At 70.6% G+C, this 13,843-nt stretch carries 17 protein-coding genes; 12 read left to right on the top strand and 5 right to left on the bottom strand.

Annotated elements, in window-relative coordinates; translation table 11 throughout:
• Nucleotides 1-44: 44 nt before the first annotated feature.
• Nucleotides 45-737: a response regulator transcription factor gene (locus KBZ08_RS16520; protein WP_254972685.1), complete on the bottom strand. Its 693-nt coding sequence runs from the start codon at nucleotides 735-737 to the stop codon at nucleotides 45-47.
• An 86-nt stretch (nucleotides 738-823) separates the two neighbouring features.
• Here KBZ08_RS16520 and KBZ08_RS10000 point away from each other — a divergent pair, with 86 nt between their 5' ends.
• From KBZ08_RS10000 to KBZ08_RS09965, 8 genes are all read left to right on the top strand, one after another.
• Entirely contained in the window at nucleotides 824-1,252 is a 429-nt protein-coding gene (locus KBZ08_RS10000) for a cupin domain-containing protein (RefSeq protein WP_254972683.1), read from the top strand.
• 226 nt (nucleotides 1,253-1,478) lie between these two features.
• A complete protein-coding gene (locus KBZ08_RS09995) occupies nucleotides 1,479-1,724 on the top strand; it encodes a hypothetical protein (RefSeq protein ID WP_254972682.1) in 246 nt (81 codons plus the stop codon).
• 10 nt (nucleotides 1,725-1,734) lie between these two features.
• A complete protein-coding gene (locus KBZ08_RS09990; protein WP_254972680.1) occupies nucleotides 1,735-2,490 on the top strand; it encodes a class I SAM-dependent methyltransferase in 756 nt (251 codons plus the stop codon).
• Nucleotides 2,491-2,696: 206 nt separating this feature from the next.
• Nucleotides 2,697-3,524 carry a helix-turn-helix transcriptional regulator gene (locus tag KBZ08_RS09985; RefSeq protein WP_254972678.1) on the top strand — a complete coding sequence of 276 codons (828 nt, stop codon included), beginning with the start codon at nucleotides 2,697-2,699 and terminating at the stop codon, nucleotides 3,522-3,524.
• Nucleotides 3,525-3,649: 125 nt separating this feature from the next.
• Entirely contained in the window at nucleotides 3,650-4,573 is a 924-nt protein-coding gene (locus tag KBZ08_RS09980) for an SMP-30/gluconolactonase/LRE family protein (protein WP_254972676.1), read from the top strand.
• On the top strand, nucleotides 4,570-5,145 hold the full coding sequence (locus tag KBZ08_RS09975; RefSeq protein WP_254972674.1) for an antibiotic biosynthesis monooxygenase: 576 nt from the start codon (nucleotides 4,570-4,572) through the stop codon (nucleotides 5,143-5,145). Before KBZ08_RS09980 ends, KBZ08_RS09975 begins: the two co-directional genes overlap by 4 nt.
• 170 nt (nucleotides 5,146-5,315) lie before the next feature.
• Nucleotides 5,316-5,825 (top strand): VOC family protein, encoded by a 510-nt coding sequence (locus KBZ08_RS09970; RefSeq protein WP_254972673.1) that lies wholly within the window; start codon nucleotides 5,316-5,318, stop codon nucleotides 5,823-5,825.
• Nucleotides 5,826-5,856: 31 nt separating this feature from the next.
• Complete coding sequence (locus KBZ08_RS09965) at nucleotides 5,857-6,588, top strand: triacylglycerol lipase (RefSeq protein ID WP_254972671.1); 732 nt, start codon at nucleotides 5,857-5,859, stop codon at nucleotides 6,586-6,588.
• Here the strand turns inward: KBZ08_RS09965 and KBZ08_RS09960 are convergent.
• From KBZ08_RS09960 to KBZ08_RS09950, 3 genes are read right to left on the bottom strand one after another with little or no spacing between them, the layout of a single operon-like run.
• Nucleotides 6,536-7,666: a transporter substrate-binding domain-containing protein gene (locus KBZ08_RS09960; RefSeq protein WP_254972669.1), complete on the bottom strand. Its 1,131-nt coding sequence runs from the start codon at nucleotides 7,664-7,666 to the stop codon at nucleotides 6,536-6,538. The genes KBZ08_RS09965 and KBZ08_RS09960 overlap by 53 nt on opposite strands.
• A gap of 5 nt (nucleotides 7,667-7,671) precedes the next feature.
• Nucleotides 7,672-8,397 (bottom strand): FAD-dependent thymidylate synthase, encoded by a 726-nt coding sequence (gene thyX / locus KBZ08_RS09955; protein ID WP_106220862.1) that lies wholly within the window; start codon nucleotides 8,395-8,397, stop codon nucleotides 7,672-7,674.
• Between the two features lie 39 nt (nucleotides 8,398-8,436).
• Entirely contained in the window at nucleotides 8,437-9,021 is a 585-nt protein-coding gene (locus tag KBZ08_RS09950; RefSeq protein ID WP_254972666.1) for a thioredoxin domain-containing protein, read from the bottom strand.
• A 146-nt stretch (nucleotides 9,022-9,167) separates the two neighbouring features.
• Between KBZ08_RS09950 and KBZ08_RS09945 the strand changes: the two genes are divergently transcribed.
• Both KBZ08_RS09945 and KBZ08_RS09940 read left to right on the top strand, forming a co-directional pair.
• Nucleotides 9,168-9,578, top strand: coding sequence for an NIL domain-containing protein (locus tag KBZ08_RS09945; RefSeq protein WP_106220860.1), 411 nt, complete (start codon nucleotides 9,168-9,170; stop codon nucleotides 9,576-9,578).
• Nucleotides 9,575-10,042 carry a hypothetical protein gene (locus KBZ08_RS09940; RefSeq protein WP_254972664.1) on the top strand — a complete coding sequence of 156 codons (468 nt, stop codon included), beginning with the start codon at nucleotides 9,575-9,577 and terminating at the stop codon, nucleotides 10,040-10,042. Before KBZ08_RS09945 ends, KBZ08_RS09940 begins: the two co-directional genes overlap by 4 nt.
• A 1-nt stretch (nucleotide 10,043) precedes the next feature.
• Here KBZ08_RS09940 and KBZ08_RS09935 read toward each other — a convergent pair whose 3' ends face one another.
• Nucleotides 10,044-12,083, bottom strand: coding sequence for a lytic transglycosylase domain-containing protein (locus KBZ08_RS09935; RefSeq protein ID WP_254972662.1), 2,040 nt, complete (start codon nucleotides 12,081-12,083; stop codon nucleotides 10,044-10,046).
• A 53-nt stretch (nucleotides 12,084-12,136) separates the two neighbouring features.
• Between KBZ08_RS09935 and KBZ08_RS09930 the strand changes: the two genes are divergently transcribed.
• Nucleotides 12,137-12,361 (top strand): hypothetical protein, encoded by a 225-nt coding sequence (locus KBZ08_RS09930; RefSeq protein WP_254972660.1) that lies wholly within the window; start codon nucleotides 12,137-12,139, stop codon nucleotides 12,359-12,361.
• 72 nt (nucleotides 12,362-12,433) lie between these two features.
• Nucleotides 12,434-13,834 carry a phosphoglucosamine mutase gene (gene glmM, locus KBZ08_RS09925; RefSeq protein WP_254972658.1) on the top strand — a complete coding sequence of 467 codons (1,401 nt, stop codon included), beginning with the start codon at nucleotides 12,434-12,436 and terminating at the stop codon, nucleotides 13,832-13,834.
• The last annotated feature ends 9 nt before the right edge of the window (nucleotides 13,835-13,843 follow it).

Raw genomic sequence — 13,843 nt, 5'->3', positions numbered from 1 at the left:
CGCGCCGGAGGGTGATCGGCTGCAAGGGCGCGGGGCCGCGCGGCTCAGCGCAGCCGGATCAGGCCCTGCCGCAGTGCCATCACCAGCGCCTGCAGCCGGTTGCGGGCGCCCATGTTCTGCAGCAGCCGCTTGGTGTACGACTTGGCCGTGCTCGGGCTGATCATCAGCCGCTCGGCGATCTCCCGGTCGGTGAGGCCATCGGCCAGGCCCTCGAGGATCTCGTAGTCCCGCGGGCTGAGTTCGCTGATCGGTGCCGGCACCGGCAGGTCCCGCATCGAGGCGCTGCGGAAATGGTGCCCGCCCAGCGCCGCCAGCACCGCCGCCTGCAGGGCGCCGCTGCGGAAGGTCATGTCGCGCTCCGCCACCAGCCCGTCCACCCAGGCCGCCCGCACCAGCGCCGGGTCCTGGACCGGGGCGGTGCCGATCACGATCACCTTCAGCTGGGGATGGCGCTCCTTCACCGTGGCGGTGAGGCTGAGCACGTCGCCGTCCTCGAGGCTGTCGGAGCAGACCAGCAGCCCGTGGGGCTGCTCCGCCAGGCGCCGCAGGCAGCTCTCAGCGTCGGTGACGGCGCAGCCGATCAGGCCGTAGCCGAACAGCCCCACCGTGTAGCGCAGCAGCAGCGGCTCGTCGCCCATCGCCAGCGCCACCCGCGGCGGCACATCGGTGGCGATCAGGGCCCGGCGCATCACCGCCCGCCGGACCTGGACGACGGGCAGATCGGCGGTGAAATCCACAGGAACCGGCGGGTGCTGTGGGGCAGGCTATGGGGATGGACCGATTCGGGGCGACACGTCGGAGCCGGCGGCGCGCCCTGGCGCCGATGCTGCTCGCCGGTGGCCTGCTGCTGGCCGTGCGGCCGGCTCTGGCGGAAGGCGAACCGGCCGGCGTGACGGTGCGGACGCTGGTGCAATCCACCAGGTCGTGGAACGGCACCCCCCTGCCCGCCTACCCCAGCGGGCAGCCGGAAGTCACCGTGCTGCACATCACCATCCCGCCGGGGGTGGCGCTGCCCATGCACCAGCACCCGGTGATCAACGCCGGCATGCTGATCCGCGGCCAGCTGCTGGTGACCAGTGCGGCCGGCGCCACTGTGCAGCTCCAGGCGGGCCAGGGCTTGATCGAGATGGTCAACCAGCCCCATTACGGCACCAACAACGGCACCGAACCCGCCGAGATCGTGGTGGTCTACGCGGGGGTGAAGGGCCAGCCGATCACCGTGCCGGCGCCGGCGACAGGACGAGCCCGTTGATGGGGGGCCTCGCCGAAGGGCCGTTGCCGAGGGGCCGCGGCGCTGAAAGGCTCTGGCGCTTGATCGGCGACCCTGATGTCTCCCTCGGAGCTCGGAGCAGGCCTGTACAGGCTGTACAGCTTTGTGCGCTGCCCTGTTGAGCCCCTGCCGCCCGGGAAGATCGTCCGCTCGAAGCCCCGGGTTTGGAGTTGGATGGGCCCCAGTGCTGCGCAGGGAGCTGGGGCGATTGGTCAGGCATCTCCGTCCCCTCCTGGCTGGCCTCCTGGGCGCCTACGTACTGGGCTACGGCGTGGCCCGGGTCTCCATCTTCCACGCCGTGGAGCGTTACGGCGGCCCGGAAGGGAAGGGGCCCCCACGGCAGGACTTCATCACCCGGCGCGACCGTCCCCCCGGCGACGGCTGGGAGTACGGGCTGTTCCTGCCGGCCATCCGGGTGGAAGAGGCCACCCTGGGTTTGATCCACAACCGTTAGCCGTTAGCCCGTGGACTCTCTCGAGCTGCTGATCGATCTGCACCGGGATGGGGAGCGGCAGGGGCCGGGAGGGGACGCGGAGACGGAATTGGCGCTGCAGCTGGCTGGGGTCGACCGCACCGCGCCGCTGCGGCTGGCCGACATCGGCTGCGGCACCGGAGCCTCCACCCTGCTGCTGGCCCGCCTGTTGCCGAACGCCCGGATCATGGCGGTGGATCTGCGGCCGGAGTTTCTCGACGTTCTCCAGGCTCGGGCGCGACAGCAGGGAGTGGCGAGCGCGATCACCCCCTGCGCCGCCTCCATGGACAACCTGCCCTTCGCTGACGGGGAGCTGGATGTCATCTGGTCCGAGGGCGCGGTCTACAACATCGGCTTCGCCAAGGGCATCGCCGGATGGCGCCGCTTCCTGAAACCGGGCGGCCTGCTGGTGGTGTCCGACATCACCTGGACCACCGCGGCGCGACCGGCGGACCTGCAGCGGCACTGGCAGGCGGCGTACCCCGAAATCGACGTGGCCTCGGCCAGGATCGCCCTGCTGGAACGGCATGGCTACGCGCCGATCGGCTACGTCGTGCTGCCGCCGCACTGCTGGCTGGATCACTACTACCGGCCCCTGCAGGCCCGCTTCGATGATGTCCTGCGACGGCACGGCCACAGTGAGGCCGCCCGGGCCATCGTCAGCGCCGTGGAGGACGAGATCCGTCTCTACGAAGCCCACGGCTCCCACTTCGGCTATGGGATGGTTGTGGCCCGAAGGGTCTCGTAGAGCGGCTCCACGGAACGGCGATCGGGTGAGGTCAGACACAGTGACGGATGGGAACCATCCATAGACTCGCTGCCGTGGCCTTCGCAGACGGCTCAGGCCTGGGTATGGCTGATTCGCGCACAACCAGAGCTGATTCACCCCCAACCGGAGCTGATTCACCCCCCATCAGAACCGAAAATCTGACGCCCATTCTGCCGAACGTTCCCTTGCTTTCCAGTGCTGGGGTAGGGTGGCAGGGGATCGCGCTGGAGCAGTTCCGTTGCCCTCCGTTCGAAACCCCTGAGTATGCCTATCCCGACCACAAAATTGCCATCCATACCCATATCCCGGCAGATCTCCAGGTCAAACGGACGTTGAATGGACGGGTCCAGGTTGAGCAGGTTGTTGCCGAGCAGGTGATCGTCGTCCCTGCCAAGGTGACGCATCAGGTTCAGTGGGATCAGGACGCGGAGTTCCTGATCCTCACCCTCAGGCCCGATGTTCTCGGTCGGGTGGCCTATGAGGCGATCGGCCCCGATCAGGTTGACCTGGTGCCGGGTCTGCCACGGGTGGATGCCCTGGTTCGTCAGTTGGGGCTGGCCCTGCGCTCGGAGCTGGAGCTGAACGGGGGACGCGATCAGCTGTACGTGGAATCGCTCGTGAATTGTCTGGCCGTGCATCTGCTGAAGACGTACTCGGCGGTTCCACCCCGATTCCCGGCTGCGGGGCCATTGCCGCCGTCCACGCTTGCCCTGGTGACCGGCTACATCCAGGACCATCTCGACCAGGCGCTTTCGTTGGCGGACCTGGCGGCCTTGGTGGGACTGAGCGCCTGTTACTTTGCCACTTTGTTCAAGCAATCCACGGGGACGTCGCCCCACCAGTTCATCGTGCAGTGCCGGCTGCAGCGGTCACAGCAGCTGCTGGCGTGCTCGGATGCAGCCATCGCCGCTATTGCCCTCCAGTGTGGCTTCTCCAGCCAGAGCCATCTGACGCGCGTGTTTCGCCAGCACCTGGGCACGACCCCCAGGGCCTATCGAATGGCCGTGAGATAACCCATACCTCCATCCGAGAGCAAAAGAATGTGCCATCTTTCCAAAGATCAGGAAAGATCCATGCGGACTTGATGGCTAGCCTGACCCCGGTTCCATTTCAATGGCTCGCGTTGCGAGGATTCTGAATGTCTACCCCAGCCGGACTGCCGCCGATTTTCGCCGCGGTGCCTGTGGCGATCGCTCCATCGCATCTGGTTGCGGAGTTTCCTCCCGGCACATTCCTGGAAAGCATTGCGGTCAGCACCGATGGCACGTTGTTTGTCAGCAGCCATCTGGATGGCAAGGTGCTTCGGATGGGCGCCGATGGTGTGCTCATGGTGCATGCGGCCATCGCTGGGAAAGCCACGGGGCTGGCCCTGACTCCTGCCGGAGACTTGTTGCTGACAGCCTGGGACGCCGACGGCCTTCCTGTCGTCTATTCGATTTCCCCCCAGGGCGCTGTGACGCTGCTGGCGACCATGCCCGAGGCCATTTTCCTAAATGGATTGACACCCCTTTCGCCATCCACCTATCTGATGGCCGACTCCTATCGCGGTGCCATCTGGCACTTGAATCTGGCGGATCGGTCGGTCGGCCTATGGCTGGAGCATCCTCTGCTGGCGCGCAGTTCCGAGGACCGGGAGTTTCCGGCGGTCAACGGACTCAAGATCTTTGGGCAGACGCTCTACGCGTCCAACACCGAAAGAATGCAGTTGATCCAGATACCGATTCAGCCCAACGGCCAGCCTGGTGAACCGGAGATCTTTTTCGAACCCGTCAATCTCGATGACTTTGCCTTTGATCGGGAGGGCATCCTCTATGGCACCACCCACATTTACAACAGTGTGGTCAAGATCACGCCCGATCGCCGGATCACCATCATTGCCGAGGCAGAGCAGGGGATGGCCGGGAGCACGGCGCTGGCCTTTGGTGCCGGTGCGGGCGACCACTCCAGTCTTTATGTCGTCACCAATGGAGGCCTGTCGTTCCCGCTGCCTTCGGGTCTGGAATCTGCCAGAGTTGTGCGCCTGGACATCGGCATCGCCGGGCACCAACTCCTGTCGCCGTGAGCGATCCTGACCACCTGGATTCTGATCCGCCCACGACGGTGGATGTGCTGCAACGGATCAAACCGGGATGTGAAGCGGCCTTCGAAGCGGTTCTCGCCGAGCTGATTCAAGCGGCCATGGCCTGTGAGGGACATCTGGGGGTCAATGTGTTTCGTCCCTCCGATCCGGCCCATCCGGAATACCGGATTGTGTTCAAGTTCGATCGCATCAGCAGGCTCAAGCATTGGGAGGAGTCTCCGATTCGCCAACGCCTGTTGAACCGTGCCCGTCAGTACACGGAGGGCACGGGCCGGTACGCGATGCTCACCGGCCTGGAGACCTGGTTCACCCTGCCCCATCGACCGGGGCTGCCTGCCCCACCTCGCTACAAAATGATGGTGGTCTCCTGGATCACGATCTATGTGCTGATCAATCTGATCAATGTCATTCTGGTGCCGCTGATCGGCCCTCTCCCCGCCTTTCTGCGCACGTTGGTGGTGACGTTGGTGGTGGTCGCCGTGATGACCTATGTGGCCATGCCCCGCATGACGAAACTCTTCAAGGGCTGGCTGTATCCAGCCCGGCGACTGTGATGGCGACTTGCATGGAGATCATGATCCGCTGAACAGGCCTGTACAGCGTGTACAGCTTCCGTCACGGCTTTTCTCGGCTTACCTCTGCTGAGTGGCGTGATGTCTTTCGCCGTATCCGATGTTCCTGAGCCGCCGCCTAGGATCGCCAGACAGATCCATGGAGCGTGAGGATGGTGCCCCCCAACACGGTCTCTCGCAATACGATCTCTCGCAACACGATCTGCCTCTGGTACGACGGCACTGCCCTGGAGGCGGCCACGTTCTACGCCGAAACCTTCCCGGACTCTGCGGTGGGTGAGATCTTCCGGGCGCCGGCCGATTATCCCTCGGGCCAGCAGGGTGATGTCCTGACCGTATTGTTCACCGTCGCCGGTCTCCCCTGCCTGGGGCTCAACGGGGGGCCGGCGTTCAATCACAGCGAAGCGTTCTCGTTCCAGATCGCCACCGACGACCAGGCCGAAACCGATCGGCTCTGGAACGCGATTGTTGGCAATGGCGGCGAAGAAAGTGCCTGCGGCTGGTGCAAAGACAAATGGGGCCTGTCGTGGCAGATCACCCCGCGCGCCCTCACCGCCGCCATCGCCGACCCCGACCGGGCCGCGGCCCGGCGCGCCTTCGAGGCCATGATGCAGATGACCCGGATCGACATCGCGGCAATCGAGGCCGCCCGCCGCGGGTAGGGTCCCTCGGCGGCGCCGCCAGTCCTCACCCATGACCCGCCAGCCGATCCTGATCCTCGGGGGCTTCCTGATCAGCCCCGAGGCCTATGCCCCGATGGTGGCGCGGCTGGAGCAGCTCAGCGGCCAGCCGGTGCGGCTGGTGCCCGTGGGCAAACCCGAGTGGCTGCTCACCGTCTTCGCCTTCGCCTGGGCCGGGATCCTCGATCGGGTGCGGGCCGCCGCCGCCGAACTGGCCCTCCGCTCCCCCACGGGCAAGGTGACCCTGATCGGCCACAGCTCCGGCGGCATCATGCTGCGGCTGTTTCTGGATGACGCCCCGTTTCAGGGCCGCCGCTACGACGGCAAGGCCCTGGCCGACACCCTGGTGATGCTGGGCAGCCCCCACACCGCCCTCAAGGCCACGGTGCTGCGGCAGATGGTGGCGGAGCGCCTTCCCGGTTCCCCTTTCGCCGATCGGGTGCGCTACGTCTCGGTGGCCGGGGATCTGGATCTGCAGGAGGCTTCCCCCATGGCGCGGCGCCTGGCCCCCACCGCCTACCGCAACAGCAGCGGCGATCCCGACGACCGGGGCGACGGCCTGGTGCCGGTGGCCTCGGCCCTGCTGGCGGGCTCCACCCCCCTGGTGCTGCCGGAGGTGGCCCATGGCGGCGCCTTCGGCCCCCGCTGGTACGGCAGCCCCGAGGTGGTGGAGCGCTGGTGGAGCGCCGCCGTCAGCGCGCCTGGGGATTCCCCCGGGTCGTCGCCTGCTGGCGCAGCTCGCTGACCACGCCGCTGCGCTTGAGGGCGCTGATCGCCTGGTCGATGCGGTTGGCGGTGGCCTCCGGCAGCGCCGGCGCGTAGGCGAAGGCCTGGGACTCGGGCCGGATCCCCTCCAGCGCCAGGCTGGGCAGGAAGCCCTTGGCCTCCTCCTGGAGCAGCAGGTAGCTGAGCTGCAGGTTGTCCCCCAGCAGCGCGTCGATCCGGCGTTCGGCCAGCAGAGCTCCCCCCTCGCCGATGCTGGCCAGCGGCACGATCGTCGCCTTCGGCCCGGTGCTGGTGGCGTTGAGTTCCTTCAGCAGCGACTCGCTGACGGTGCCGCTGCGCACCCCCACCCGCAGGCCGCGCAGATCCGCCGGCGAGCGGATGTCGCCGCTGGCCCTGCCCTGGATCTCCCCGGCCACGTTGACGGTGAGGTAGCCCACCAGCAGCGATGCCGAGACGATCCGCACCAGGTAGGCCAGGATCACGACCCCGTTGCCGCGGGTGGTGGTCACGATCGTGTTGCTGCCCGGACCGGTGGCCAGCACCTGGAACACCTTGCTGACGTGGCGCAGGGAGTTTCGCCGGCCGTCCCTCGCGGGATGGTGGTGGACCTCCAGGCGCAGGGTGATGCCGGTGAGCACGGCGATCGCCAGCAGGTAGCTGCCCAGCAGCTGCAGCAGCGTCGGCGTCAGCAGGGCGCTCAGGAAGGAGCGCCCCAGATCCAGCCGGCTCTTGACCACCATCACCGCCAGGCCGTCCTCCTGGAAGGGGAGGCTGAAGCGGTAGCGCCGCAGCCGGTCGGGTGAGACGTTGATGCAGCCCACCGCCACATCCAGCCGGCCCTCGCGGCTGGCCTCCAGCATCTGCCGCACCGAGGGCCACTGGGAGACCACGTAGGGGATTTCCTCCAGCGTGGCCACCCGGTTCCACAGGTCAACGGCCAGCCCCCGCCAGACCCCCGCCTCCCGGTAGCTGCAGGGCGGCGAGCCGTCCACCAGGCCCACCCGCAGCACCGGTTCCGCGGTCGCCGCGCCCGGCGCGCCCAGGCCCAGGGCCAGGGAGAGGGCGGCGGCGAGGCCCCAGGGGAGGCGTTTCACCACCGCCCTCAGGGCGCCAGCCTGGCCTTGTGCAGCCGGCTCTTCTCGTACCAGTCGGCGAATTCCGGCACCCACTGCTGCAGGTGGGGCCACATCAGGTCGCAGAGTTCGCGGATCTCCTGCTGGGCATCGAGCTTGGCCCGCAGGTCGAGGAAGTGCAGGAACGCCCGCAGGGTGAAGCTGACCACGAAGTGCTGGCGGTAGTCGAAGGGCAGGATGCCGCGGGCGTGCTCCTCGGCGAAGCCCGCATCGAGCAGGTCGCGGTAGCGCGCCGCCGCCGCCCGGCAGAGCTCGAGATCGATGGCCCGCTGGCCTTCGTCGTACAGATACTTCTTGCCCTGGCGGTCGCTGTAGGGCCCCACCGGCCGCAGGTAGAACACCTCCTCCAGGTCGAGCTCCCCGTTGGCGGCCCGGCGGATGCGGTCGCCCGTGTAGCGCATCGACTGGACATCGAAGCTCACCCCCACCCGGTGGGTGCGGGCCTGCTGCATGACCGAATGGGGGAACCAGCCCACGTTGAGCACGATCTGGGCGTGCTCCAGGGGGCCGTAGTGGCCGCGCTCGCCGGCCAGCAGCCGCTTGACGCAGATCTCACCGGCCTTGCGCTCATCGGGCCAGTCGGCCCGGTCGGCGGCCACGAACCCTTCGCTGTAGTCCTGGTGCATCCCGGCGTAGACGCACTGCTGCGGGTTCGGCGTGGCGGCGATCAGCGCGACCCGGAAGCGGGGATCCATGGGCGGGGGTGCGGGGGAGAGGAGCGTGGTGGCGGCCGATCAGCCGTGGCTGCGGGGACCGGCCTGGGTGGGCAGGGCGGCGGCCGGGGGAGCTGTGCCCTCGGCCCCGGCCGCCTCCGGCAGGCTGCTCACCGCCCCCACCCCCGCCAGCAGGGGCAGGGGCGTGCCGTCGACCAGGGCGGTGGTGAGGGCCTCGAGCTCGGGGCCGCTGCGGGCGCCGATCGAGCGGCCCACGGGGGCGCCGGCGGCGTCGAAGAACTCCAGCTGGGGGATGCCGTTGACGTCGTAGCGCTCCAGCTCCGGCTGCCAGCGGGGGTTGTCGACGTTGAGCAGAACCACATCCATCCGGCCCCGCTGCTGGCGCTCGATCCGCTCCATCGCCGGGGCCATCGAGCGGCAAGCCTCGCACCAGTCGGCGTAGAACTCCACCAGGGTGGGTCGCCCATCGGCCAGGGCCACGCTGAACTCGGGCGACTGGCGGGCGAGGCGCTCCAGGGGCGCTTCCGGGTGCAGGCCGCCCCGCAGCCACACCATCAGCACCACCAGCACGGCCGCCACGGCCGCCAGCACCATGCGCTCGGTGCGGCCGAGGGTGGAGGGGGGGGAACTGCCCGACGGGGCCATGGGCGGCGGCGACACGGAACGGCGCCCACTCTGGCAGTGTCGACTCACCGTCAGCGTCGGCCCTCCCGCCGGGCGTCGCCCATCCCGCGGGCCCGGGGGCTGGCTCCGGACATCGTTGCTAGCGTCAGCTTTCCCGGCCTGGAGCGGTGAAACGGCGCCTCACTCTCCACTTCCCCTCCGAGGCGGTGCACCAGCCGATCACCTACCGCCTCGCGGTCGACTTCGACATCGCCGCCAAGATCCTGCGGGCCCAGATCGCGCCCAACCAGAGCGGCACCATGGTGGTGGAGCTCTCCGGCGACATCGACGAGCTCGATGCCGCCGAGGACTGGCTGGAGAGCCAGGGGCTGGGGCTCAACCGCGCCCCCGGTGAGATCCGCATCGATCCGGAGCGCTGTGTCGACTGCGGCATCTGCTCCAGCGTCTGCCCCAGCGGCGCCCTCCACTACACCCCGGCGAGCCAGCGGCTCCACTTCGAGGCCTCCCGCTGCCTGGTCTGCGAGCAGTGCATCCCCAGCTGCCCGCTGGAGGCCATCACCCTGGTGCTGGAGCCATGAAGGAGGTCGTCCGGCTGATGCTGCTGCCGATCCAGGCCCCGATGCTGCTGGTGCTGATGGGGGTGAGCACCTACCAGGGGATGCACTGGAGCCATGCCCTGGAGGCCGGCGGCACCCGGATGCAGGAGCTCACCACCCTGGTCTGGTCGGCGGAGTGCCTGCAGGCCATGTTGATCGTGTTCGTCTGCACCATGCCCGACCTGGTGATCCGGCAGCTGTCGATCGTGATGGCGGCCAGCCGGGTGGTGAGCCTGGTGGTCACCCTGCTGCTGGTCACCGTTGGCGGCCTCTACCTGCTGCACCTCAACGTGCTGGCCAACGTGCTGATCATGGGTTCGGCGGTGCTGCTGGCCCGGCTCGACCTGCTCCGGGTGCGGGTGGTGCCGCCGCCGCTGGTGCTGGCCGGGGTGCTCACCCTGCTGGTGCTCGGCGGCGCCAACTTCGGCCGCCTGCTGGTGCGCTGACTCAGCAGCCCGGTTGGCTGCCCTGCTGGTAGCTCCAGACGTTGCCCAGCACCTTCTTCACGTACAGGCGGGTTTCGGGATAGGGGATCGCCTCCACCCACAGCTCCGGGTCGCTGCGCAGCTGGGGGTTCACCCAGCCGGCCACGGCGCCGGGCCCGGCGTTGTAGCTGGCCACCGCCAGCAGGGGGTCGCCGTCCCACTGGCGCAGCATGTTCGCCAGGTAGCGGCTGCCGAGGCTGGCGTTGCCGGCCGGGTCCTCCAGCACCGACTCCGGCACCGGCCCGCCGGCCAGCTCGGCGGCGGTCTCCGGCATCAGCTGCATCAGGCCCGTGGCCCCCACCGGCGAGCGCACTGCCGGGGTGAAGCGCGACTCCTGCTTGGCCACCCCCAGCAGCAGCTCCATCGGCAGCCCGCCCTGGTTGGCGGCCGCCCGGAAGGCCGCCTCGAACCGCAGCGGATGCAGGCTGCGCTCCAGCTCGCGCTCCAGGGCGCACTGGTTGCCGTCCAGTTTCAGGCTGGCCTGCTCCAGCAGGCCGAAGCCGGTCCAGTCGTCGCCGACCCCCTGGCGCAGCCGCCCCTCCAGCAGCAGCTCCCGGCTGCCCTCCGGCGCCCGGCGCCCGCGGCGGTGGCGCCAGGTCTCCCAGGCCTCGGTGCGCTGGTCCAGCCGCCAGAGCCGATCGAGGGTCGCATCGCCGCTGGCCAGGGGCCGCCAGCCACTGCCGCCGCCGCCGCCGTCGGCAGTGGCCGGGAGGTGGGGCCCGGCGTCCAGCTGCAGATCCCCCTGGCCCAGGCGCACCGCGGCGCGCCAGCCGTAGTAGCCGCCGGGATGGCGCCGCAGCAGCGCCTCCCAGGTGGCCCTGGCGGCGGCGCCGTCGCCGAGCTGTTGCTGAATGAAGCCGATCCAGAAGCCCTGGCGGGCGGCCAGGGGCGGCGGCAGCTCCTCAGTCGGGATGGCCTCCAGCAGCGCCAGGGCCGCCCGCCAGCGGCCGGCCAGCAGCCGCTCCCGCACGAGATCCCACTGCAGCGTGCGGCTGGCGGGGTCGAGGGGCCAGCGGCGCAGCAGCTTCAGGGCAGCGGCGTCGGTGGCGGGATGGGGGCCGTCCCCGGTGGGTTCGGCCTCCTGGATCCGCCGGGCCAGCACCGGGGCGCTGTCGCGCCAGCGGGGCGGCAGCCGGGCCAGGGCCGCGGCGGCGGCGGGGCTGCCCTGCTGGGCCAGCAGGCGCACGGCCGCCTCGGCTTCCGTGGTGGTGGGGGCGCTGCGGACCAGATCCAGCAGCAGCCGCTCGGCCTGGCCCTGCTGCTGTTCGTTGCCCGCCAGCAGGGCCCGGCCCAGGCTGAGCCCGCCGCTGGCCCCCAGGCCGTTGAGGCTGGAGCCCAGGCAGCGCAGGGCCCCTTCGGCATCGCCCAGTTCGGCCAGGCCCTCCGCCAGCTGCCCCCGCTGCCGGGCGCTGAGGTCCGGGCGGTCCTCCTGGCAGACCTGCCGCAGGCGGGCCTCGGCGCCGGGCCAGCGGGCGCCCCAGCGGGCCAGGTGCAGGGCGCCGCGGCGCCGTTCGGCCGCCTCCGGGCCGGCGGCGAGGGCGGCGGCCAGGGCGGCGGGGTGGGCCGGGAAGCGCTGCAGCAGCTGTCGGCGCTTGCCCGGATCGTCACCGCCGAGGGCGTAGAGGGCATCGGCGCTGGCCGGATCACCCGGGAAGCGCCGCTGCAGCTGGCGCCACAGGGCCTGGGCGGTATCGGGGCGGTCGAGGGCCGCGGCGGCGAGGGCGTCCTGCTTCAGCACCAGGGCGGCCAGGGGGTCGGGACCCCAGCCCTGGCCCCGCAGCCACTGGCGCTGCGCCTGGGGATCCTTGCTGCGGGCCGCCAGCAGCAGGCTGGCCTCCCGGCGCCGCCAGGGATCGGCATCCCAGTGCTGCAGCCACTCCAGCCGGTCGGTGGGGGTAGCGGGGGTGAGCGCCGGCTGGCGCGCCAGCAGGGCCCGGCCCCCCACCAGTGCCAGGCCGGTGCCCAGACAGGAGAGGGACAGCAGCAGCGGGAGTCGGGCCAATGGCCGGGGGACGGCGTCCGGGGCATTCTGGGCATCCGCCTGCGCCGCCCCCGGTGCGACTGCCCTCCCTCCCCGCCCTGCCGCCGCTGTTCGACCGCCTGCCCGGGGCCGGCCAGCGCCGCCGCGCCGTGGTGGTGAGCGCGGTGGCCCTGCTCAGCCTGCTGCTGCGGCCGCTCTGGCCCCTGCGGCTGCTGCCGGGCTGGTGCGTGGGCCTGCTGCTGCTCTGGGCCACCCTTGAGCTGCTGCGCTGGCGCTGGTGGCCGCCCCGCTGGCGCTGAGCCCCGCCGGCTGCGGCGGCGGTGGTGTCACCGGGCACGGCGCGTAGCCTGCTCCCCAGTGATGGCAGCGGCATGGGTAAAGCGGCTTCGCAGGCGGCGGGGTTCCCCCTCGGGGCCCCCCTGACCGACGGCGTGGCCCGCTTCGGCACCGACGGCATCCGCGGCCGCGTCGGCACCAGCGTCACCCCGGCCCTGGCCCTGCAGGTGGGCTACTGGACCGGGGTGGTGCTCCAGGCCGACGGGCCGGTGGTGATCGGCACGGACTCGCGCCGCAGCGGGCCGATGCTGGTGGCGGCCCTCAGCGCCGGCCTGATGGCCGCCGGCCGCGAGGTGTGGCAGCTGGGGCTGTGCCCCACCCCGGCGGTGCCGGGCACGATCCGGCGTGAGGGGGCCGCCGGGGGGCTGATGGTGTCGGCCAGCCACAACCCCCCCCACGACAACGGCATCAAGGTGTTCGGAGCCAGCGGCGCCAAGCTGGTGGCGGCCCGCCAGCAGGCGATCGAGGCGGGACTCCAGGGCCGCACCGCCCCGCCGCCGCTGGCGGGCAGCGGCCGGGAGGTGGCGCGGCCCGACCTGCTGGCGGCCTACGTCGACGCGCTGCGGGCCAGCACCGGCGGCCAGCGGCTCGACGGCTGCCGCCTCGTGCTCGACCTCTGCTGGGGTTCAGCCACCGCCTGCGGTGAGGAGCTGTTCCGCTCCCTGGGGGCCGAGGTGCTGGTGCTGCACGGCGAGCCGGATGGCGAGCGCATCAACCAGGGCTGCGGCAGCACCCACCTGGAGCCCCTCAGGCGGGCGGTGCTGGAGAGCGGCGCCGACATGGGCTTCGCCTTCGACGGCGACGCCGACCGGATGCTGGCGGTGGACGGCCGCGGCCGGGTGGTAGACGGCGACCACACCCTCTATCTGTGGGGTTCGGCCCTGCGTCGCGAGGGCCAGCTGCCCGACGATCGCCTGGTGGCCACGGTGATGTCGAACCTGGGCTTCGAGCGGGCCTGGCAGGCCAGCGGCGGGGTGCTGGAGCGCACCGATGTGGGCGACCAGCACGTGCACGCCGCCATGGAGGCCCTCGGGGCCGGCCTGGGGGGCGAGCAATCCGGCCACATCCTCTCGGCCCGCCACGGCATGAGCGGTGACGGCCTGCTCACCGCCCTGCAGGTGGCCACCCTGATCCAGGGCGGTGGTCTGAAGCTGGCCGAATGGATGGACGGCAGCTTCCAGCCCTACCCCCAGCGCCTGGTGAACGTGACCGTGCCCGACCGGCAGCGGCGCCAGCAGTGGCAGCAGTGCGAACCGCTGCGGCTGGCGGTGGCTGAGGCGGAGGCGGCCATGGAGGGCCATGGCCGGGTGCTGGTGCGGGCCAGCGGCACCGAACCCCTGCTGCGGGTGATGGTGGAGGCGGCCGAGCAGAGCCAGGTCGACCACTGGAGTGAGTCCCTGGCGGCCGCCGCCGAGGAGCACCTCAACCGGGCCTGACCTCCCCGC

Origin of the sequence: Cyanobium sp. Candia 9D4 (genome assembly GCF_024346155.1) — a bacterium.
GTDB lineage: Bacteria > Cyanobacteriota > Cyanobacteriia > PCC-6307 > Cyanobiaceae > Cyanobium > Cyanobium minutissimum.
Note: the sequence above shows the minus strand (reverse complement) of the source record. Positions and strands in the feature narration are given on the sequence as shown.

Excerpts from the sequence above, each read along its gene's own strand:
- KBZ08_RS09980 (WP_254972676.1), top strand. The coding sequence starts at position 3,650 with ATGTCTACCCCAGCCGGACTGCCGCCGATTTTCGCCGCGGTGCCTGTG.
- KBZ08_RS09970 (WP_254972673.1), top strand. The coding sequence starts at position 5,316 with ATGGTGCCCCCCAACACGGTCTCTCGCAATACGATCTCTCGCAACACG.
- thyX (WP_106220862.1), bottom strand. The coding sequence starts at position 8,397 with ATGGATCCCCGCTTCCGGGTCGCGCTGATCGCCGCCACGCCGAACCCG.
- KBZ08_RS09950 (WP_254972666.1), bottom strand. The coding sequence starts at position 9,021 with ATGGCCCCGTCGGGCAGTTCCCCCCCCTCCACCCTCGGCCGCACCGAG.
- KBZ08_RS09940 (WP_254972664.1), top strand. The coding sequence starts at position 9,575 with ATGAAGGAGGTCGTCCGGCTGATGCTGCTGCCGATCCAGGCCCCGATG.
- KBZ08_RS09965 (WP_254972671.1), top strand. The coding sequence starts at position 5,857 with ATGACCCGCCAGCCGATCCTGATCCTCGGGGGCTTCCTGATCAGCCCC.
- glmM (WP_254972658.1), top strand. The coding sequence starts at position 12,434 with ATGGGTAAAGCGGCTTCGCAGGCGGCGGGGTTCCCCCTCGGGGCCCCC.
- KBZ08_RS10000 (WP_254972683.1), top strand. The coding sequence starts at position 824 with ATGCTGCTCGCCGGTGGCCTGCTGCTGGCCGTGCGGCCGGCTCTGGCG.